This is a genomic window from Rhizobium quercicola (genome assembly GCF_021168455.1).
GTDB classification, from domain to species: Bacteria; Pseudomonadota; Alphaproteobacteria; order Rhizobiales; family Rhizobiaceae; genus Ferranicluibacter; species Ferranicluibacter quercicola.
In genome coordinates, this window is sequence record NZ_JAJOZR010000006.1 from 52,778 (window position 1) to 71,507 (window position 18,730).

Here is an 18,730-nt window from a genome sequence, read left to right on the forward strand (position 1 = left end):
ACAGGTGGCGAATGGACCTCTCGAAAATCAAAACCCTGATCGACTTCGTCGGCCAATCCGACATCACCGAATTGACGGTGAGCGAGAAGGATACGACGGTCCGGATTTTCCGGACGAAGACGACGGGCGAGACCGCCGGCCCCGTCGTCCGGCCGGCCGCTGCCGCGCAGGAGACCGGCGCGACGCCGGTGACGGCGCCCATCTTCGGGATCCTGCATGCGGCATCGGCACCCGGCGAGAAGCCGTTCGTCGCCGTTGGCGATTCCGTCGAGGCCGGCCAGACGCTGTTCATCATCGAGGCCATGAAGGTGTTCAACAGCATTGCCGCGCCGTGCGCCGGCCGCATCGTCCGGCTCGCGGGCGTAGACGGCGCCGAGATCGAGGCCGGCGACCTTTTGGCGGAGATCGGCTGATGTCCGGCGGCGCCACGACCGCGCAGGACGCGCGCAGCTTCGATACGGTCCTCATCGCCAATCGCGGCGAAATCGCGCTGCGGGTCCTCAGGGCCTGTAAGGAGCTCGGCCTCAAGACGGTGATGATCTGCTCGCAGGCCGACCGGGACGCGCAATATGGTGCGCTGGCCGACACCTTCCTGTGCATCGGCCCGGCCAGCGCCGGCAGAAGCTACCTCAATCAGGATGCGATCCTCCTTGCGGCGCGCCTGACGGGCGCCGGCGCCGTTCATCCCGGCTATGGCTTCCTGTCCGAGAATGCCGCTTTCTCCGCGGCCGTCGAAGCGGCGGGGATGGCGTTCATCGGGCCGAGTGCCGCCGCGATCTCGACCATGGGCGACAAGATCGCGGCGAAATCCGCGATGATGGCGGCCGGCGTCCCTTGCGTTCCCGGTCCGGATACGGCGCTGCCGGACGATCCCGCAGCAGTCCAGGCCATCGCCGCGGAGATCGGCTATCCCGTGATCGTCAAGGCGGCCGGCGGCGGCGGCGGACGTGGCATGCGAGTCGTGCTTGCGGCGCAACATCTGCAGGACGCGGTGTCGCTGACCCGCGAGGAAGCCCGTCAGGCCTTCGGCAGCCCGGCGCTCTACATGGAGAAATTCCTCCAGCATCCGCGCCACATCGAAATCCAGGTTCTTTGCGACATGCACGGAAACGCCGTCTGGCTCGGGCATCGCGATTGCTCCATGCAGCGCCGCCACCAGAAGGTGGTGGAGGAAGCACCGGCGCCGGGTATCGCGCCCGAGCGCATCGGTCCCGTCGCCGAAGCGTGCCTGACCGCCTGCCGGCTGATCGGCTATCGCGGCGTCGGCACGTTCGAGTTTCTCTACGAGGATGGCGAATTCTACTTCATCGAGATGAACACGCGGCTTCAGGTCGAGCATCCCGTGACCGAGATGACGGCGGATATCGACATCGTGCAGGCGCAGATCCGCGTGGCGCAGGGCGAGCCGCTGGCGCTGGGGCAGGAGGACGTGACGGCCGAAGGCCATGCCTTCGAATGCCGGATCAATGCGGAAGACCCCGAGACCTTTCTGGCCGCCGCCGGCACCATCACCGGCATCGCCCTGCCGTCCGGCCCGGGCATCCGGGTCGATACGCATGTCTATGCCGGCTACAAGGTGCCGCCCTATTACGACTCGCTGATCGGCAAGCTGATCGTGCATGCGCCGAGCCGGCCCGAGGCCATTGCCGCCATGCGCCGGGCGCTGGCGCAGACGCGCATCGACGGCATCGCCACCAACCTGCCGCTGTTGCGCGCGCTTTTCGACGACGCGGCCTTTGCCGCCGGGGGCACGGACATTCACTATCTCGAGACATGGCTGAAGCAGCGGAGCGCGGCATGAGCAGGCTGGATTTCACCGACCCCGCTGTCCTCGACGCCCTTGCCGCCGCCCTGACGGCCGCGGGCGTGGACGGCATCGAAATCACGCAGTCGTCGCGCACGCTGCGGCTGGTCGTGGCGGGCGAGCCCCCGCGCGCGACGGTGCACCGCGACGCCAGCCCTGCCGCCGCAGCCGCAGCCGATATCGTCGCGGCACCGATGGCCGGCCTGCTCGATCTTCGCACCGTCCCGAGCGACCTGCCGCGAACCGTCCGGGCGGGCGAGATCCTTGCCTGTCTGCGCGTCGGGCCGGTGCTGGTGCCCGTCAGAGCCATGAAAGCCTGCACCGTGATGCGGTGCCTGTGCGATGCCGATGCGCTCGTCGGCTTCGGCGATCCCCTGTTCGACATCAAGGCCCGCCCATGACCCGCGCCGCCACCTCTCCTGCCAGCCGGCCGCTGATCCGGTCGCGACCCGGGATCTCCGCCATCGGCGCGCGGGCATTCCTGTTCGACGCGCCGGGTGCGTTCGAGCTGGCCGCGCAACGCCGGATCTGGGCGCTGACGCAGACCGTGCGGCAATGGCCCGACGTGATCGAAACCGTGCCGGGCATGACCAATCTGCTGGCCATCTTCGAGGCCGTGCCGGAAGACCCCGACGGCGTGATCTCCCGTCTGCTCAAGGCCTGGGAGCGCGCCGAAAGCATCGACATCACGGGCCGGACGATCGACATTCCCGTTCACTATGGCGGCGCGCATGCAACCGATCTCGCAGCCCTCTGCGATCTCTCCGGCCTCTCCGACAGGGAGGTCGTGCGGCTGCACCATCAGGGCAGCTATACGGTGTTCGCGCTCGGCAGCGCGCCGGGCTTCGGCTATCTGCACGGGCTCGACCCGCGCATCCACATGCCGCGCAAGACCGTGCCGTCGCTGCGGATGGAAAAGGGGTGCGTCACCATCGGCGGCATGCAGACCGGGGTTGCGGTTCTCACCGGACCGAACGGCTGGAATTCCATCGGCTTTGCCGACCTGCCGATGTTCGACCCCGCGGCCGCGGTGCCCGCCCTGATGGCGCCGGGCGATATCGTGCGCTTTCTTCCCGAAAGGATCGAGCTGTGATCGAGATCGTCGACACCGGACCGCTGAACACGATCCAGGACCTCGGCCGCCCGGGCTACCGCGATATCGGCGTGACGGTGAGCGGCGCGATGGACCCGCTGGCCCTCAGGATCGCCAACCTGCTCGTCGGCAACGATGCGGCGGCGGCAGGGGTCGAACTCCAGACCTTTCCCGTTCGCATCCGTTTCCAGGAGAAGACGGCGTTTGCGGTCACGGGTGGCGGCACCGCGACGCTCGACGGGGAAACGCTTCCGCCCTGGTGGATGCAGACGGCTGACGCCGGCCAGATCCTCGACATCGGGCCGTCGAAGGCATCGGCCCGCGCCTATCTGGCCCTTGGTGGCGGTGTCGATATCGTGCCGGTCATGGGCTCGCGCAGCACGTCGTTGCGCGGGGCGTTCGGCGGTCATGAGGGTCGCGCGCTGCGCAAGGGGGATGTGCTTCGGCTGGGCTCTGCTGCCGCTGGCCTGCGCCCCGCAGGCGGGTTCGGCGTCGTGCCGCCGTTGCGCGAACTGGCGCCGCTTTTCCCTGTGGCCGACGATGGCGCCCTGCTGATCCGGGCGCTGCCGGCCGGCGAACACGATCTGTTCGGACCGGATGCCGAGCGGTTCTGGAGCGAGGACTGGAAGATCTCGCCGCAGAGCGACCGCACGGGCTATCGCCTCTCGGGGCAGGCCCTCCGTCTGACCGAGCCGGTCGAGATGCGCTCCCACGGCATCGTCGCCGGTGTCGTTCAGGTGCCACCGGGCGGCGAGCCCATCGTGCAGATGAGCGATGCCAATACGGCGGGCGGCTATCCGAAGATCGCCGGCATCATCGAGGCCGATCTCTGGCGGCTGGGCCAGGCGCGCATCGGCAGCCGTCTGCGCTTCGTGCGCGCAACCTACGCGCAGGCGCGGATGCTGGATCAGGCGATTGCCGCCTATATCGGCGACGTCGAGACCACGGCGGGGCAGGTCGGGCGGGCGCTGACGGCGATGGCCGGTCGATGACAGGAGGAGAAGGCGTGAAGATCGACATCAATTCCGACATGGGGGAGGGCTTCGGGCCCTACAGGCTGTGCGACGACGAAGCGCTGATGACGGTCGTCTCCTCCGCCAATATCGCCTGCGGCTTTCATGCCGGCGATCCCGAAACGATGGCGCGGATGGTGCGGCTCGCCAAGGCCAACGGCGTCGGTGTCGGTGCGCATCCGGGCCTGGCCGACAGACAAGGTTTCGGCCGCCGCGAGATTCCCGCCTCGCACGACGAACTTCGCCAGCAGATGCTCTACCAGCTCGGCGCGCTGACGGCGGTGGCGAAAGGGGAGGGCGTGCCCGTCGCGCATATCAGCTTCCACGCCGCCATGGGCACTATGGTCAACCGCGAGCCCGTGCTCGCCGACCTGATGATGGACGCTGTCCGCTCCATCGATCCGAACCTCATCGTCTTTGCCATGCCGGACAGCGTCATCGCGACGGCCGCCGCCCGTGCCGGGCTGAAGACGCTGCTGCTGTTCCTTGCCGACCGGGCCTATGATGCGGACGGCAAGCTGGTTGCCCGCGGCCTGCCGGGCGCCGTCATCAAGCAGGAGGACGCGCTGCGCGCCCGCGTTCGCCAGTTCCTCCGGCACGGCACCGTGACCACCATCGACGGCGCGACGCGCGCCATGCCGGCACGCTCCATCCTCGTCCACAGCGACACGCCGGGGTCGCTCGACCTCGCGCGGATCGTCCGCAGCGAGGTCGAGGCCAGCGGCGCGACCGTCGCCCCGGCCGCAACGATCATCGAATCCTGATCCGAACCCCAACCACACAGACCGAAAGCGCAACCCCGATGCCCGCCATTGCCGACCGCCTGAAACACGTCTCCATCTCCGCCTCCGCCGCCATGACCCAGCGCGCGCGCGATCTCGCCGCGCAGGGCATCGGCGTCATCAGCCTTTCGGCCGGCGAACCGGATTTCGCAACGCCCGCCCATGCGACAGAAGCGGCCCATGCCGCAGCGCTTGCCGGCGACACGAAATATCCGTCGATGGACGGGACGCCGGCGCTGAAGGCCGCAATCGCGCGAAAATTCAAGCGCGACAATCATCTCGATTACGATGCCAGCCAGATCGTCGTCTGCGGCGGCGGCAAGCAGGTGATCTTCAACGCCATTCTCGCCACTTGCAATCCCGGCGACGAGGTCGTCATCCCCACGCCGTCCTGGATCAGCTATGCCGATATCGTGCGCTTTGCCGGTGCCGTGCCGGTGCCGGTCGCCTGCCCGCAGCAGGCCGGCTTCAAGATCCGGCCGGGAGATCTGGAAGCGGCGATCACGCCGCGCACCAAGTGGCTTTTTCTCAATTTTCCCAACAACCCGACAGGCGCTGCCTGCTCGCGGGCGGAGATGAAGGCGATCGCCGAGGTGATGCTGCGCCATCCCGACGTCTGGATCATGACCGACGATATCTACGAGCACCTGATCTATGACGGTTTCGAATTCTGCACCATCGCCGAGGTCGAGCCCCGTCTCTACGACCGGGTCCTGACCATGAACGGCGCCTCGAAGGCCTATGCCATGACCGGCTGGCGGCTCGGCTTCTGCGGCGGCCCCAAGGATCTGATCAAGGCGATCAGCAACGTCAACGGCCAGAACGGCGGAGGCACCGCGACCGTCGTGCAGGCGGCAGCCGTGGCCGTGCTCGACGGACCGCAGGATCTCCTGAAAGAGCGCGCCGGCATCTACGAGCAGCGGCGCGATTTCGTGCTCGGCAAGCTGGCGGAGATCGACGGCATCCGCTGCCACAAGCCGGAAGGTGCCTTCTACATCTTCCCCAACATCGCCGGCCTGCTCGGCAAGACGTCGAAGGGCGGCCGCAAAATCGAGACGGATACCGACTTCGTCATGACGCTGGTCGAGGAACATCACGTCGCGACCGTCCAGGGCGCGGCCTATGGCATGAGCCCGTTCTTCCGCATCTCCTACGCCACCAGCATGGAGAAGCTGGAAGAGGCCTGCGCCCGGCTTGCCCAGTTCTGCGCCGATCTGCGGTAATATCGGATCTCAGCCGCGCGGCAGTTTCAGCCGCGCGGTGAGCTCCAGCAGAATGTCGCGCACGGCGGCTGCGGGTTCCGACAGCGACATGCCGTCCGCCACGCAGAGCGACAGCGTTTCCTCGATGCGCGGCGTGACCATGCGGCAGACCAGCGGCTCGCCGGATTCGGTCACGATCCGGTCCGCGATCGCCTTCGGCATGATCGTCGCACCGAGACCGTCGCTGACGGCACGGGTAAGCGTGCGCACGATCTCCACTTCGCCGACGACCTTCAGAGTGACCCGGCTGCGGGTGAAGGCCGTATCGACCGCCCGACGCACGAAATTGTAGGCCGGCGGCATCAGCAGCGGCAGGCCGTCCAGCGCCGCGACCGCGATCGGCTTCTCGTCGGCCTCGATGGCGAAATTCGGATGGGCGACGAGGAAGAATTCCTCGCTGAGGATCGGCTCGAACTTCACGCCCTTCAAGGGCCCGACGCCATGGATCAGCGCCATCTCCAGACGGCCGGTCATGATCATCTGGCTATAGGTCTGCCCGACGCTTTCCGTCAGATGCAGGAGAATGCCGGGATGCCGCTTGCGGGTTTCGGCCAGTAGATCGACCGACAGCGTCGCCGCGCTGCTGAAGGGCACGAGCCCGACGGAGACGCGCCCCGCAAGCGAATTTCCGGCGGCCGAGGCGTCGGCCTGCGCCTGGTCCATCTGTCGCAGGATGATCTGCGCATGGCGATACACCGCATGGCCCGCATCCGTCATGCTGACGCCCTGCTGGCTGCGCAGCAGCAGCTTCTGGCCGAAGTGCTCCTCCAGCGAGGCCAGCTGCTGGCTGAGGGCCGGCTGGGCGACATGCAGGATGTCGGCCGCCCGCGTGATGCTGCCGGTGTCCACGATGACGATGAAAGATTTTAACCGTCTGATATCCACGTTCTGCCTACAGATCGCCCCACTCGCCGCCACTCTACAATCCGGCTCCGATATTTCAAAGCCAAATCCATCACTTAGCAGATCGACGCATGGGACATTGCAAGCGTGTTCTGCTGTATTTCCAAGCGTTTGCGCGAGCGGCTGCCTATTTTATGATCACCATAAGGCTTGCTTATTGCTCCAGAGATAATCGGTCTTATTCAGGTCCGGACAGTTCCGGTACTGTGCAACAAACACACGGTGAAGGGGAACAAGCATGTCATTTTCCGACTACAGGACAGCCCTCGTCACCGGCGCCTCGTCCGGAATCGGTGCTGCCGTGGTGGAGCGCCTTCGCCGCGAGAATATCGAGGTGCATGCGCTGGCGCGCAGTGCCGCGCCGCTGGAGGCGCTGGCCGCGAAGACGGGCTGCATCCCCCATGTCATCGACGTCACGGACCGCGCGGCGCTGGCCCGGCTGACCGCCGGAACCGACTTCGACATCCTCGTCAACAATGCCGGCGTCGACCGGCCGAAGAAATTTCTGGAGGCCGACGAAGCCGACATCGATCTCCTCGTCGACGTCAACCTGCGCGCCGTCCTGCACCTTTGCCGCATGGTCGTGCCGGGCATGGTGGCGCGCGACAACGGCCACGTGATCAACATCTCCTCCATCGCGGGCGCCTACAATTTCGGCGGAAATTCCTCCTACCACGCGACGAAGGCCGGGGTGAGCATGCTGTCCAACCAGCTGCGCATCGATGCGTTCGGCAAGCGGGTGAGGGTGACCGAGATCTGCCCCGGCCGTGTGGCGACCGATATCTTCACCCATGTGCACGGCGACGACCCGTCCATCCGCGAACGTTTCATCGACGGCTTCGAACTGCCGGAAGCCGCCGATGTCGCCGAGGCCATCGCCTTTGCCATCGCAGCCCCTATCGCCGTCAATATCGGCCATATGGAAATCACGCCGACGCTTCAGGTCATGGGTGGCCTGCAGACCGCGCGCCCGGAAACGGTGCGCCCCAGGGCGCCGGCGCCGGACCAGACGCCGTGAGCGGGTTCGACATCACGGCGATCCTGTCCAATCCGGACTATGTCGCGATGCTGATCGAAGGCATCGAGATGACCTTCGTCATCGCCATCGGCTCCTGGGTGCTGGCAATGACGCTCGCCGTGCTGCTGCTGGCGCTGCGCTTTTCACCCGGCCGCTTCGGCAATGGCTTCGTTTCGGCCTACGTCTCCTATCACCGCAACGTGCCGACGCTGGTGCAGCTGATGCTCTGGTATTTCGGCATCTTCACGCTGCTGCCGGACGCGCTGACCTTCTGGCTGTCGAACCACAATGCCGAGGCGATCTTCGCCGTGGTGGGGCTCGGCCTCTGCCAGGCGGCCTATTTCAGCGAGGATCTGCGCTCCGGCCTTCGCTCCGTCGGCCCCGGGCAGATGGAGGCGGCGCGGGCTCTCGGCCACGGCTATCTCTCGGCCATGCGTTACGTGCTGATGCCGCAGGGGGTTCGCAACGCCCTGCCGCCGCTCATCAACCACAGCGTTTCCCTGTTCAAGAACAGCAGCCTCGGCATCGTCATCGGCGCGTCCGAGCTGACGCATGCGGTAAAAGAGGTCGAGAACCTGAGTTTCCGCACCTTCGAGATCTACGTGATCGGAACCGTGCTCTACCTCGCCTTTACCCTGCTGATCATGGCGGCCGGCGCCGTGATCACCCTGCGCACCGACGTCTCGCGGAGGGCGCGGCCATGATCTCCGATATCGTCACGATCTTTCAGGACTACTGGCTGCTGCTGCTGATCGGCCAGTATCCCAATGGTCCGCTCGGCGGTCTCGCCAACACGCTGATCCTGTCGGCGCTCAGCATCGCGCTCGCCTTTCCCGTCAGCATTCTCCTGGCGCTCGCGCGGCTGTCGAAATGGCGGCTGCTGCGCTGGCCGGTCACGGTGCTGGTCTATGTCACACGCGGCGTGCCGCTGCTCATGCTGATCCTCTGGAGCTATTTTCTCGTTCCGCTCCTGACGGGTGCCGACGTGCCGAGCTTCGTCACCATGCTGACGACGCTCGTCATCTATCAGGGCGCCTTTCTCAGCGAGGTCGTGCGCGGCGGCATCGTCGCTCTCAGCCACGGGCAGATGGATGCGGCGAAGGCGCTCGGTCACAGCTATCTCGGGGCGATGCGCTTCGTCATTCTGCCGCAGGCGCTCTACAATATGATTCCGAGCATCCTCTCCACCTTCGTGTCCACCATCAAGGATACGACGCTCGGCTATGTCATCAACGTTCCCGACCTCACCTTTGCGGCGAGCCAGGTGAACAACCAGCTGCTGACGCAGCCCTTCCAGGTCTTCCTCATTCTGGCCGTGATCTACTACGTGATCTGCTGGAGCCTGACCCACGCCACCCATCGTCTCGAACGCCGCATCACCCGCAGGCGTGCCGGCCTCACGGCAGGCGGCACCGCCGCCGTGGTTGCGGCGCCGGTCAAAATCGCAACGGAGCAGCCATGACAAGCCTCGATCAGACAGTCCCTCACGATGGACAGGATCCGACGGCCATCCGGATCGCCGGCGTCTCCAAGACCTACGGAACCTATCAGGTGCTCAAGGGCATCGACGCCGAGGTGGCGCGGGGCGAGGTCGTCGTCATCTGCGGCCCTTCGGGCTCCGGCAAATCAACGCTGATCCGCACGATCAACCGGCTGGAGGAGATCGACCGCGGCACGATCACCTTCGACGGCCAGAACATCCACGCGCCAATGAAGACGCGGGACCTGAACCGCCTGCGCAGCCGCATCGGCTTCGTCTTCCAGAGCTTCAACCTCTTTCCGCATCTCTCCGTGGTCGACAACGTCTCGATGTCGCCGATCCGGGTGAAGGGTGTTGCCCGCGACGTCGCCTACGACAAGGCCCTGCTGCTGCTCGACCGCGTCGGCCTGGCCGACAAGGCCAGTGCCTATCCGGGCCAGCTTTCCGGCGGACAGCAACAGCGCGTCGCCATCGCCCGCGCTTTGGCCATGGAGCCCCCGGTGATGCTCTTCGACGAGCCGACCAGCGCGCTCGATCCCGAGATGGTCGGCGAGGTGCTCGCCGTCATGAAGGGCCTCGCCAAGGACGGCATGACCATGCTCTGCGTCACCCACGAGATGGGCTTTGCGCGCGATGTCGCCGACCGGATCTGGTTCATCGATGCCGGCGAGATCATCGAGAAGGCGACGCCCGAAGAATTCTTCACCCATCCCCGCCATCCGCGCGCCCAGCGCTTCCTTGCCGACCTGCGGCACTGATGGACGTCTATCTTCGACCCATAATAACAAAGGAGAACAGCATGACCCTGACACGCATCACCCTCGGCCTCGTTCTGGCGGCGACCGCGCTTGCCGCACCGGCAAAGGCCGATCAGCTCGCCGATATCCTGTCGGCAAAGACCCTGCGGTGCGCGACCTTCGCCGACGTTCCGCCGTTCGCATCCCCCGACCCGAAGACCCGCGAAATGGCCGGCTTCGACGTCGATCTCTGCAATGCCATCGCCAAGGAGCTCGGCGTCAAGGCCGAGGTGAAGCCCGTGTCGGTTGAGGCGCGCGTGCCGGAGGTCAAGCTCGGCCGCGTCGACATCACCGTCGCCAATCTTGCCTACACGCTCAGCCGCGCCGAGCAGATCCAGTTCAGCGATCCCTACTATCTCGCCAAGGAAATGCTGATCGTTCCGGAGGAGGATCCGGGCAAGACCAAGGCCGACTTCGAAGGCCAGCGCATCGCGTCCACCAAGGGCTCGACCTCGGAAATGTCGATCAAGCTCAACAAGTCCACGCCGCTGACCTTCCAGGACACGGCATCGGCCTACCTCGCCGTCCAGCAGGGCAAGGCCCGCGGCATGGTCGCCAACACGATGACGACGACGAAGTTCGTCAACCAGTCCCAGACGCAGGGCAAGAAGATGCGGATGATCCCGGATCCGATGATCTTCCAGCCGATCGGCATCGGCATGCAGAAGGACCAGCCGGCCCTGACGGCCAAGATCAACGAGGTGCTGCGCAAGCTCGACACGTCCGGCGAACTCGGCAACATCTGGAACAAGTGGCTCGGCCCGGATACGGAATACAAGATCGTCCGGAACGACAAGGTCGTCCCCTTGAGCGAACTGAAGTTCGAGCCGATCCCCTGACGCCCGATCCCCGGATCTCGAAAGCGGATCTCGAAATCCCCGTGCGTCCTTTGGCGTCGTGGAAGGGGTCTTGCGGTCATCGATGAAGCCGACGCGACACGCTGCTTGAGCCGCGTGTCGCGTCAAGCCGTTCTAACGCCACTCTGTCACCTTGCTCTAACGGAAATTTTATCGCCGGTATCGATGGCGTGATGGCCCGGCCTCACCATCTTCCTGCTACCTCAAGGAGGTTCCGTCCGGCGCGTGCCGGCGCTTAGACGAAAACGTAAAAAGGAAACATCGATGACCACAGCGCTTGGGCCGCACGTTCAGATGGCGGAGCTCGCAAGACACCTGGCGCTGATGTACGAAGCCGACAAGAATCTCGATCTCGCACAGCTGGTGTCGCACTATGTGGAGGAGGTCGACGTGAACGTCCAGTCTGACGTCTTCGATCATTCGAGCTTTGTCGGCAGGATCCGCGACGGGCTTGCGGCGGAAGCGACCTTGGCGGGCGACTGCCGGCGCCGGGACTATCTGTTGGCTGTCGTCGAGGCGCTTGACGGCCGAGGATAGCCGTCTCACGATGACGGGCGCGCCGGATTTGCCGTCGCGGGACGGTTGTCTTGCGCACGACGCCACATCTGCCGGCATGGCGTCTCGGTTGCAGTCCGATGGAGATCAATCTGAGGGACGTTTTCGCCGATGGGTCGTTCCGACCGCAGTCTTCACGAGGAGGGTGGGCATTCGTCGCCTATGAAGACGGGCAGGACATCTACCGACAGCACGGATGTGCGGCCGGCGGATCGAACAGCCGCTTCGAGCTGATGGCGGTCGTCAAAGCCGCGCACTGGATCGTGACCGAGGGCCTCGTCACGCCGTCCACGATCTGGACCGACTCCCGCGAAACGGTCAGAGGATGCCAGATCTCCCGAACGATCTGGAGAAACAATGGCTGGCGCCGTATCGAGCCGAACCCGAAAAAGCGGAAACGCCCGATACCGGACGCGGCCTTATGGCAGGAGCTCGACCACCTGCTGCTTTCGAACCCCTTCATTCGGATCGATTGGTGCCGAGGTCACGACGGCGTGGCCGGCAACGAACTGGCCGACACCATCGCGCGCGCCGCCGCAATCGGCGCTATATCCCCACCAGCGGTCCGGGAAGCATCCGTCCGTGATCCTTTGCAGGGATGAGGACGCTTGGCCTGCAACAGATGCTCGGCCTCGGGCGGGGTTCGCCGAAGGTGCGGCTCAAGCCGGATCGTCCGGAAGTTGCTCCTCTCGTAATCGATGTTCCATAAGATCCCTTATCCAATCCGGATGTGTAGCCGCAAAGTTAAAGTGTCCTGTTTCTGCAAAGTTGGAATGTCACACTCCCCGTGTTTGATAACGCGGAGACGAGCGGATGGGATTGATAGCGATGAGCGAGCGGGATCTGCAGCGGATCGAGGTTTTGTCGAAGGTGATGGGCGGAGGCATGACGATGGTGTCGGCTTCGCGTGTGCTGGATCTGAGCGAGCGGCAGGTGCGCCGGCTGCTGGAGCGGATACGGACGGGTGGCGCGGCAGCGATCCGGCACAAGGCCATCGGCCGGCCGTCGAACAATCGGATCAGTGAGGGTGTTCGGGATTACGCGGTGACGCTGGTACGCGAGCGGTATGCGGATTTCGGGCCGACGCTGGCGACCGAGAAGCTGACCGAGCGCGATGGCCTGCATGTCTCGCGAGAGACCGTGCGCGGCTGGATGGTCGATGCCGGCCTCTGGCTGTCGCGCAAGCAGCGCCGGACGTTTCATCGGCCGCGATTGCGACGTGAGGCCTATGGCGAGCTGGTGCAGATCGACGGGTCGGAGCATCGCTGGTTCGAGGATCGGGGACCGGCGTGCTCGCTTCTGGTATTCGTCGACGATGCGACCGGCAGATTGATGCAGTTGCGTTTCGTGCGTTCGGAAAGTGCCTTTACCTATTTCGAGGCGCTGGCGCTCTATCTCCAGCGTCACGGTGCGCCGATCGCCTTTTATTCCGACAAGCATTCGGTGTTTCGGGTGGCGAGACAAGATGCCAAAGGCGGCCAGGGCATGACTCAGTTCGGGCGTGCGCTGTGTGAGCTGAACATCGAGATTCTTTGTGCAAATTCCAGCCAGGCCAAGGGCCGCGTCGAGCGGATGAACCGGACGTTGCAGGACCGGTTGGTCAAGGAGCTCCGGCTTGCCGGGATCGACAGCATGGAGTCCGGCAACGTGTTTTTGCCGGACTTCATGGAGGATTACAACGCGCGGTTTGCGGTCGTCCCTGCCCGATCCGACGATCTGCACCGGCCGATGAACCTGGCGCCGGACCGATTGACCGAGATCCTGTGCAAGCGTGAGCAGCGTTATGTCGGATCGCAGCTGACGTTTTCGTTCGAGCGCAAGCGGATCATGCTGGAGGAGACGGAGATGACGCGCGGTCTGGTCGGTCGCTATGTAGAAACCTATGCGTACGCGGATGGTCGGCTGGATGTACGCTGGAAGGGACATTCCCTACCCTACACGGTGTTCGACAAGGACCAGCGGGTGACGCATGCGGCGATCACCGAGAACAAGCTGCTGGGTGACGTTCTTGCGTATGTGAAGGAGCGCCAGGACCAGCAGGTGCCGCCGGTCGTCAAAACCAACAGTGACAAGAATGGCTATCAGCCGAGAGGCCGCAAACCCGGTCAGCGCACGGATGATAGGAACGATCCGGCCGTGATTGCCCGGCGGGAGAAAGCACTGTTAAGACCTGCGGCGGAATGAATGTTCGTTCGAACAACCTCAAAGCGGTGTGCTTATCACCCGCCCCGATCCGATCCTGCAAGCGGGATGAGCCGCTCGGATCGGGGCTGGCCGGTTGGCGACCTCTCGGACATTTCGACTTTGCACAACAGCGGACAGTTCAACACCGCCGCCACAGGATGTAGCCGCAAAGTTGAAATGTCCTGTTTCTGCAAAGTGGCAATGTCACACCCCCCCGGCGTTTGCGAACGCGGAGACGAGCCTATGGGATGGATCGCGATGCGTGCGCGGTTTGCGGCAGGTCGTCGCTTACGGATGTGCCGGGAGGCCGGTGAAGAGGACTTCGACGGCGGAGGACAGGGTGTCCGTGGGGTTGGCGGCGCAGTAGGTTCGCACGTGGCGCAGGATCGACGCTTCCGAGACGGCCGCGATGTCGCGCTGGCGGGATGGTTCGCCCAGCGCTTCCGCGTTGGAGCCGCTGATGAAGCCCGAACTCCATGCGGTGACGATGCGGTCGAAATGGGCGTCGCCCAGCATTTCGATCGTGGATGCGCAGGAATGGGCGCCGATCCCGACATCGGTCGGCGCATGCGCGGCGAATGTTCCCATCGCATAACCCATGCCGAGGAACGCCGCGAGGCTTCCGGCGGCAATCTTGAGCCCTGGCCGGCGGCGCTGTCGTGGCTGTTTCTGATCGTCGAAGGTCTGTGTCATATCGGTCTCTCCGACGCCGATATGACCCCTGCCAGATGAACGTAAACTGAATCCGCCGGATCAGAAGCCCTCCAGCGTGCAAAGCCGGCGTGGACCGCTGAACGGTTGATAGGTGTTGTCGGAGGCGCGATAGGAGGCATATCGCGCGCGGCAGCGGGCAACACGGCCATCGTCGTCGGACACCGCCTCGGCAAGTCCCTGCGGTTCGCCGCCATCGAGGCTGGCCTCCGCAATGAGGTCCGCCATGGGCGAGATGCAGTCCTTCCGGCTTCCGCCATAGGATGTGTAGGTGTTGTCGGACGACCGGTAGGAACGGTATCGGCTCCTGCACCAGCTTTCGTGCGCCGTGCGGTCCGCGATGCCGGCGCTGTCCTCCGCCTCGGTCGCCGGGATGGGCTCCGCCTCCGTCGTGAGCGAGATGCGGGTCGGCGTCGGGCTTGTCGCATCGGAGCGCGCGGCCGCCGTCGTGCCCGTCATCGCCGGCGTTCCGCCCTGCCCGGCCGCCCGCACCCGCCGGACGTCGGCCGGCCACAGATCGGGGCTCTGCAGGTTGGACAGATGCTGGGGTGCGGGCTTCGACACCAGGGCGAAGGCGCTGAGGAAACCCGAACAGACCAGGATCGATGCCCCGAAAAGACAGGCGGGAAGGACGGTCGTTGCTCTCATGGCGGGGCTCCTGGCGCTGTGCGATGGCCTGCGGCATGCCGATCGTTCGGATCGTGGGCGGACAGGTCCGTTCGCCGGGCCGCCGAAACCCGCCGGGACCGCCGAACGTCTGCCTGCCGTGTCATGCCGGATGTTCGAACAGGCAACGGATGTCATTTCCGCCGGTTCCCCGGCCGGGACTTCAGTCTCCCTGCCCTCAGACCTTTGTCGGCGGACGACGGCCTTTGGTTCGATGCCGTGCCGCGGACGGGAACCTTGACGGCCTCCGGGCTTTCATCGAGGACCCCTGTTATCGGGTTCGGCCATGTCGGCATAGTCCGATCGGGCAGGCCGTGCGTATCGTGTCATGTGCTGATGACGCCCCCGGGATCCGGATGGAGATGATGAACGGCAATCTGTTTCTCGCAGGCCTGCTCGGTGGCCTTCTGGCCATGGCGCCCGTTCGCCTTGTTCTCGATCACGCCGCCCTCCTCGAGACCGCATCGGCCTTTGCCAAGAACGGCAGTGGCGGCGGGAACGGTAACGGTAACGGCAATGGCGGTGGGAACGGCAATGGCAATGGCGGCGGCAACAACGGCAACGGCAACGGCAATGGCGGCAGCCGCGGCAATGGCGGTTCGACGGGCGGCGGGAATGCCGGCGCGGCCTCCGACGCGCCGGCCGCATCCAAGCCGGACGAGGGGGCGGCGGATGCCCAGGCCCTGAGCGTCCGGCACCGGAACGGCTTCCGGGAGCAACTGACCGGCGGGCGCTACGTGATGCGGGACGCGCAGGGGCGGGTCGTCGTCGATCGCCGCGCCACGCGTGCCGATCGCGACCGCTTGAAGCGGCTGACGATCCGCTGACGCAAGCTTTCGAGGCGGCAGGGCGACGGGTGGTTCATCGCGTCATCGCGGCGGGTTCGCGTCCCGCATGGCCAGGGCCGCCTCGGTGCGGTTCTTCACGTTGAGCTTCACGAAGATCCGCGTCATGTGGTGCTTGATCGTCTTTTCGTGCAGGTTCAGATCGCGAGCGACCATCTTGTTGCTGAGGCCGGACGCCACGAGCTTCAGCACGTCCTGCTCGCGTGACGTCAGGCTCGCAAGCGCGGTCTCGTCGGCGGGCTTTGCATGCGCCTCCGTCATGTCGGCCACCAGTTTGAAGGAAAGGGCCGGCGCGATATAGCTTTCTCCGGCAAAGACCGTCCGGATGATATCGGCGAGCGTGCGCGACCCCACGCCCTTCAGCACATAGCCCCTGGCGCCGCGCTGGATGGCGGTCTTCAGGTCGTCGGCACTTTCCGACACCGTCAGCATGATGAGAATGCGCTTGGGACAGTCCTCGAGGATCGGTTCGATCGCCTCCAGACCGCCGCCGGGCAGCGAGATGTCGAGAAGCATGACATCCGGCGCGCATTCCCGCGACAGGCGCACGGCATCGGCACTGCTGCTCCCCTCGCCGACGATGCGGAATCCGCCGATCTCGTTCAGGCTGCGCGCCACGCCCTCGCGAAACAAGGGGTGATCGTCCACCACGGCGATGCTGATCGTCTGCGTCATGCCTGTTCTCCCTCCTCCAGCCCGAGACGCATCGTGACCACGGTGCCCTGCGGGGTGGCGCTTATATTGAACTGTCCACCGAGGCTTTCAATCCGTTCGCGCAGGCCGGCGAGGCCCAGGCTCTTCGGCTGCACCGCGGCCACGTCGAAGCCGGGCCCCGTATCGGCCGTCTCTACGGTGAGCGTGTGCCCCGTCACGCTCAGCCGGACGCTCTGCCCTTCCGCCCGCGCGTGCCGATAGCCGTTGTTCAGCGTTTCCTGCACGAAGCGGTAGACGCAGATGCGCACGGCCGTGGGCGGTGCCGGCAGGTCGCCGGACACCTCCTGCACCAGCGTCACGCGCGCGCCCGTGCGCTGGCGATAGGCGCGAACGGCGCGCTCGACCACCTCCCCCACGCCGAGCGCCTCGATATCGGGCAGGACGAGGCCGGTGCAGATGCTGCGGATTTCGTGCATGGCCTCGTCGAGGCTGTCCTTGATCGCCGTGATCTCCTGTTCGCGGCGGGCGCGCGACACGGCGGGATCGAGCAGCACCTCGCTGTCGATCCGCAGGCCGGCGAAGGCCACCAGCTGGGCCGGCCCGTCATGCAGGTCGGCGCCCACGCGGCGCAGAAAATTCTCGTTCAGCGCGGCGGTGCGCTGCGCGGCGCGCTGCACCCGCGCGCTCAACGCCGTGTTCTGTGCCAGAAGCGACGACAGTTCCGCGATCCGGTCGGCCAGCGCCAGACGCTGCCGCTCGATCGTCCGGTTGCCGCGAAAGACGATGAGGGAGAGGACGCTGAAGAACAGCAGGGTCACCAGAATGACGGCCGCCCAGGTGGCGAGGCGCGCGCTGCGAATGTCGTTTTCGAACTCGTTGGACACCTCGTAGAATTCGAGGACCGCGACGATCTCGCCCGACCAGGGCTGCAGCACGGGATTGTAGATCTCCAGCAGCCGCTTGCCCGTCGCCCGTTCCGTCGTGCTCTCCTCATCGTCCGCGTGGTCGAAATGCGCGACGATCTCGCCGGAGAATGCCCGCTGGAGATCGCCGTTCGGCGCAAAGCGCCGGCCCATCAGCGCCTTGTCGTTGGAATAGAGGACCGTGCCGTCCTGTCGCCAGAGCCGGAACGAGATCAACCGCTGGCCGAGCGCGCCCTGGCTCAGCGTCTCGTCGAGAGCCCGCTCCACGGTCTCGTCGAGCGCCAGCGCGGTCTTCAGATCCGGCAGGATGGGCGCGATGATGCTATCCACGTAGAGCGCGGTCGCCGCGGCCGAATTGCGCGTCACGGTGGCTTCGATCAGGTTCGTGACGAACGCCCCGACGAGCGCGATGGCCAGAAGCGCCACCGCGCCGCCTGCGACGAAGAACTGCCGCGCGAGCGACTGCGCATTCCACCGGTCCGTCATTGTCTGAATGTGCAGGCGCATGGGTCCTCGAGATCCGCCGGCCTCCACCAGCATCGTCACTGTGCGATTACATGGAATGCGGCGTCGGAAGGGCAAGCGCAAGCCGGGCGCGCGGGCAAACCGGTCGGAAACGCCGATATCGGACCTAAGTCCGAGGCAGGGAGCAAAGGTCTGAGCGCCGGAACGGGTCGTCAGGGTGCGGGTTGAGAGGCGCGGGTCGAGGCATATCGCACCGATGCACGGACGGGATTGCCCTCTCGTCCGTCGCCGACACGCTCGATCGCTTCGATCACACGACGCTCTTGAACCCCTTGCGAGCGCCGTGGCCTGCGGCAGGCCGCCCCGGCGGCGGCCTGCCGCAGACGGGTATGCAGGGGGCGGAATGTCTTCAACCCGGCGGAAATCCTTCGGCCGGGTCGAAACCAGTGAACCGGAAAGTCGATGCACCATGGCCAGGGATGAGAAAAAGGACCCGTTTCGCGAGATCGAGAAGTTCCACCTGCTTCACGAGGCCCAGCTTCTGGCGCTGGTCGCGACCTTCGAGCAGGCGGGCACGCTGAAGGGCGGCCACTACAAGGCGAATGTGCTCGCCCTTTCGGAAAGCATGAAGGGCACGCCGAACTATGGCGTCGCGGACGCGCTGGTCGCCTTTTCCGGCCAGCTCGGTTCCGACAAGGGCGCTGCCGGCAAGTAGATC

22 protein-coding genes are annotated in these 18,730 nt (G+C 65.5%); 17 read left to right on the forward strand and 5 right to left on the reverse strand.

Annotated features, from left to right (window positions below):
- Positions 1–11: 11 nt before the first annotated feature.
- Genes LRX75_RS10360 through LRX75_RS10390 form a run of 7 tightly spaced genes read left to right on the forward strand, consistent with a single transcriptional unit; the run spans position 12 to position 5,915 of the window.
- Positions 12–413 (forward strand): acetyl-CoA carboxylase biotin carboxyl carrier protein, encoded by a 402-nt coding sequence (locus tag LRX75_RS10360; protein ID WP_231814080.1) that lies wholly within the window; start codon positions 12–14, stop codon positions 411–413.
- A complete protein-coding gene (gene accC / locus LRX75_RS10365; RefSeq protein ID WP_231814082.1) occupies positions 413–1,801 on the forward strand; it encodes an acetyl-CoA carboxylase biotin carboxylase subunit in 1,389 nt (462 codons plus the stop codon). Before LRX75_RS10360 ends, accC begins: the two co-directional genes overlap by 1 nt.
- Positions 1,798–2,205 carry an acetyl-CoA carboxylase gene (locus LRX75_RS10370; RefSeq protein ID WP_231814084.1) on the forward strand — a complete coding sequence of 136 codons (408 nt, stop codon included), beginning with the start codon at positions 1,798–1,800 and terminating at the stop codon, positions 2,203–2,205. The genes accC and LRX75_RS10370 overlap by 4 nt, the downstream gene beginning before the upstream one ends.
- Complete coding sequence (gene pxpB, locus LRX75_RS10375; RefSeq protein WP_231814086.1) at positions 2,202–2,897, forward strand: 5-oxoprolinase subunit PxpB; 696 nt, start codon at positions 2,202–2,204, stop codon at positions 2,895–2,897. Before LRX75_RS10370 ends, pxpB begins: the two co-directional genes overlap by 4 nt.
- On the forward strand, positions 2,894–3,889 hold the full coding sequence (locus tag LRX75_RS10380) for a 5-oxoprolinase subunit C family protein (protein ID WP_231814088.1): 996 nt from the start codon (positions 2,894–2,896) through the stop codon (positions 3,887–3,889). The genes pxpB and LRX75_RS10380 overlap by 4 nt, the downstream gene beginning before the upstream one ends.
- A 14-nt stretch (positions 3,890–3,903) precedes the next feature.
- The gene (locus LRX75_RS10385) at positions 3,904–4,674 is read left to right on the forward strand and encodes a 5-oxoprolinase subunit PxpA (protein ID WP_231814090.1); all 771 of its coding nucleotides are present in this window, start codon (positions 3,904–3,906) and stop codon (positions 4,672–4,674) included.
- Between the two features lie 38 nt (positions 4,675–4,712).
- Positions 4,713–5,915 (forward strand): pyridoxal phosphate-dependent aminotransferase, encoded by a 1,203-nt coding sequence (locus LRX75_RS10390; RefSeq protein WP_231814092.1) that lies wholly within the window; start codon positions 4,713–4,715, stop codon positions 5,913–5,915.
- Between the two features lie 9 nt (positions 5,916–5,924).
- Here LRX75_RS10390 and nac read toward each other — a convergent pair whose 3' ends face one another.
- Positions 5,925–6,839, reverse strand: a complete 915-nt coding sequence (nac, locus tag LRX75_RS10395; protein WP_231814094.1) for a nitrogen assimilation transcriptional regulator NAC — start codon at positions 6,837–6,839, stop codon at positions 5,925–5,927.
- Between the two features lie 256 nt (positions 6,840–7,095).
- Here nac and LRX75_RS10400 point away from each other — a divergent pair, with 256 nt between their 5' ends.
- The 8 genes from LRX75_RS10400 to LRX75_RS10435 all read left to right on the forward strand — a co-directional run bounded on the left by LRX75_RS10400 (position 7,096) and on the right by LRX75_RS10435 (position 13,748).
- Positions 7,096–7,875: an SDR family oxidoreductase gene (locus LRX75_RS10400; RefSeq protein WP_231814096.1), complete on the forward strand. Its 780-nt coding sequence runs from the start codon at positions 7,096–7,098 to the stop codon at positions 7,873–7,875.
- A complete protein-coding gene (locus tag LRX75_RS10405; protein WP_231814098.1) occupies positions 7,872–8,579 on the forward strand; it encodes an amino acid ABC transporter permease in 708 nt (235 codons plus the stop codon). The genes LRX75_RS10400 and LRX75_RS10405 overlap by 4 nt, the downstream gene beginning before the upstream one ends.
- Entirely contained in the window at positions 8,576–9,337 is a 762-nt protein-coding gene (locus LRX75_RS10410; protein ID WP_231814100.1) for an amino acid ABC transporter permease, read from the forward strand. Before LRX75_RS10405 ends, LRX75_RS10410 begins: the two co-directional genes overlap by 4 nt.
- Positions 9,334–10,113, forward strand: coding sequence for an amino acid ABC transporter ATP-binding protein (locus LRX75_RS10415; protein ID WP_231814102.1), 780 nt, complete (start codon positions 9,334–9,336; stop codon positions 10,111–10,113). The genes LRX75_RS10410 and LRX75_RS10415 overlap by 4 nt, the downstream gene beginning before the upstream one ends.
- 41 nt (positions 10,114–10,154) lie before the next feature.
- Positions 10,155–10,991, forward strand: coding sequence for an ABC transporter substrate-binding protein (locus LRX75_RS10420; protein WP_231814104.1), 837 nt, complete (start codon positions 10,155–10,157; stop codon positions 10,989–10,991).
- Between the two features lie 282 nt (positions 10,992–11,273).
- Positions 11,274–11,546: a hypothetical protein gene (locus tag LRX75_RS10425; protein ID WP_231814106.1), complete on the forward strand. Its 273-nt coding sequence runs from the start codon at positions 11,274–11,276 to the stop codon at positions 11,544–11,546.
- Positions 11,547–11,644: 98 nt separating this feature from the next.
- On the forward strand, positions 11,645–12,166 hold the full coding sequence (locus tag LRX75_RS10430; protein WP_231814108.1) for an RNase H family protein: 522 nt from the start codon (positions 11,645–11,647) through the stop codon (positions 12,164–12,166).
- 211 nt (positions 12,167–12,377) lie between these two features.
- Entirely contained in the window at positions 12,378–13,748 is a 1,371-nt protein-coding gene (locus tag LRX75_RS10435; RefSeq protein WP_231814110.1) for an ISNCY family transposase, read from the forward strand.
- Between the two features lie 288 nt (positions 13,749–14,036).
- Here the strand turns inward: LRX75_RS10435 and LRX75_RS10440 are convergent, their stop codons facing one another.
- Both LRX75_RS10440 and LRX75_RS10445 read right to left on the reverse strand, forming a co-directional pair.
- Positions 14,037–14,441: a hypothetical protein gene (locus LRX75_RS10440; protein WP_231814112.1), complete on the reverse strand. Its 405-nt coding sequence runs from the start codon at positions 14,439–14,441 to the stop codon at positions 14,037–14,039.
- Positions 14,442–14,501: 60 nt separating this feature from the next.
- Positions 14,502–15,107, reverse strand: a complete 606-nt coding sequence (locus LRX75_RS10445) for a BA14K family protein (RefSeq protein WP_231814113.1) — start codon at positions 15,105–15,107, stop codon at positions 14,502–14,504.
- A gap of 380 nt (positions 15,108–15,487) precedes the next feature.
- Here LRX75_RS10445 and LRX75_RS10450 point away from each other — a divergent pair, with 380 nt between their 5' ends.
- Positions 15,488–15,952 carry a hypothetical protein gene (locus LRX75_RS10450; RefSeq protein ID WP_231814114.1) on the forward strand — a complete coding sequence of 155 codons (465 nt, stop codon included), beginning with the start codon at positions 15,488–15,490 and terminating at the stop codon, positions 15,950–15,952.
- A gap of 42 nt (positions 15,953–15,994) precedes the next feature.
- Here the strand turns inward: LRX75_RS10450 and LRX75_RS10455 are convergent, their stop codons facing one another.
- Together LRX75_RS10455 and LRX75_RS10460 are read right to left on the reverse strand one after the other, a co-directional pair.
- Positions 15,995–16,645, reverse strand: coding sequence for a LuxR C-terminal-related transcriptional regulator (locus LRX75_RS10455; RefSeq protein WP_231814116.1), 651 nt, complete (start codon positions 16,643–16,645; stop codon positions 15,995–15,997).
- Positions 16,642–18,054, reverse strand: coding sequence for a sensor histidine kinase (locus tag LRX75_RS10460; RefSeq protein WP_231814118.1), 1,413 nt, complete (start codon positions 18,052–18,054; stop codon positions 16,642–16,644). The genes LRX75_RS10455 and LRX75_RS10460 overlap by 4 nt, the downstream gene beginning before the upstream one ends.
- A gap of 427 nt (positions 18,055–18,481) precedes the next feature.
- Between LRX75_RS10460 and LRX75_RS10465 the strand changes: the two genes are divergently transcribed.
- Positions 18,482–18,727, forward strand: a complete 246-nt coding sequence (locus tag LRX75_RS10465; protein ID WP_231814120.1) for a hypothetical protein — start codon at positions 18,482–18,484, stop codon at positions 18,725–18,727.
- The last annotated feature ends 3 nt before the right edge of the window (positions 18,728–18,730 follow it).

Coding starts and splice junctions, on each gene's coding strand:
- LRX75_RS10450 (WP_231814114.1), top strand. CDS start 15,488: ATGATGAACGGCAATCTGTTTCTCGCAGGCCTGCTCGGTGGCCTTCTG.
- LRX75_RS10435 (WP_231814110.1), top strand. CDS start 12,378: ATGGGATTGATAGCGATGAGCGAGCGGGATCTGCAGCGGATCGAGGTT.
- accC (WP_231814082.1), top strand. CDS start 413: ATGTCCGGCGGCGCCACGACCGCGCAGGACGCGCGCAGCTTCGATACG.
- LRX75_RS10390 (WP_231814092.1), top strand. CDS start 4,713: ATGCCCGCCATTGCCGACCGCCTGAAACACGTCTCCATCTCCGCCTCC.
- LRX75_RS10425 (WP_231814106.1), top strand. CDS start 11,274: ATGACCACAGCGCTTGGGCCGCACGTTCAGATGGCGGAGCTCGCAAGA.
- LRX75_RS10415 (WP_231814102.1), top strand. CDS start 9,334: ATGACAAGCCTCGATCAGACAGTCCCTCACGATGGACAGGATCCGACG.
- LRX75_RS10460 (WP_231814118.1), bottom strand. CDS start 18,054: ATGCGCCTGCACATTCAGACAATGACGGACCGGTGGAATGCGCAGTCG.
- LRX75_RS10430 (WP_231814108.1), top strand. CDS start 11,645: ATGGAGATCAATCTGAGGGACGTTTTCGCCGATGGGTCGTTCCGACCG.
- LRX75_RS10370 (WP_231814084.1), top strand. CDS start 1,798: ATGAGCAGGCTGGATTTCACCGACCCCGCTGTCCTCGACGCCCTTGCC.
- LRX75_RS10455 (WP_231814116.1), bottom strand. CDS start 16,645: ATGACGCAGACGATCAGCATCGCCGTGGTGGACGATCACCCCTTGTTT.
- LRX75_RS10410 (WP_231814100.1), top strand. CDS start 8,576: ATGATCTCCGATATCGTCACGATCTTTCAGGACTACTGGCTGCTGCTG.
- LRX75_RS10360 (WP_231814080.1), top strand. CDS start 12: ATGGACCTCTCGAAAATCAAAACCCTGATCGACTTCGTCGGCCAATCC.
- LRX75_RS10440 (WP_231814112.1), bottom strand. CDS start 14,441: ATGACACAGACCTTCGACGATCAGAAACAGCCACGACAGCGCCGCCGG.
- LRX75_RS10420 (WP_231814104.1), top strand. CDS start 10,155: ATGACCCTGACACGCATCACCCTCGGCCTCGTTCTGGCGGCGACCGCG.
- pxpB (WP_231814086.1), top strand. CDS start 2,202: ATGACCCGCGCCGCCACCTCTCCTGCCAGCCGGCCGCTGATCCGGTCG.
- LRX75_RS10400 (WP_231814096.1), top strand. CDS start 7,096: ATGTCATTTTCCGACTACAGGACAGCCCTCGTCACCGGCGCCTCGTCC.
- LRX75_RS10465 (WP_231814120.1), top strand. CDS start 18,482: ATGGCCAGGGATGAGAAAAAGGACCCGTTTCGCGAGATCGAGAAGTTC.
- LRX75_RS10445 (WP_231814113.1), bottom strand. CDS start 15,107: ATGAGAGCAACGACCGTCCTTCCCGCCTGTCTTTTCGGGGCATCGATC.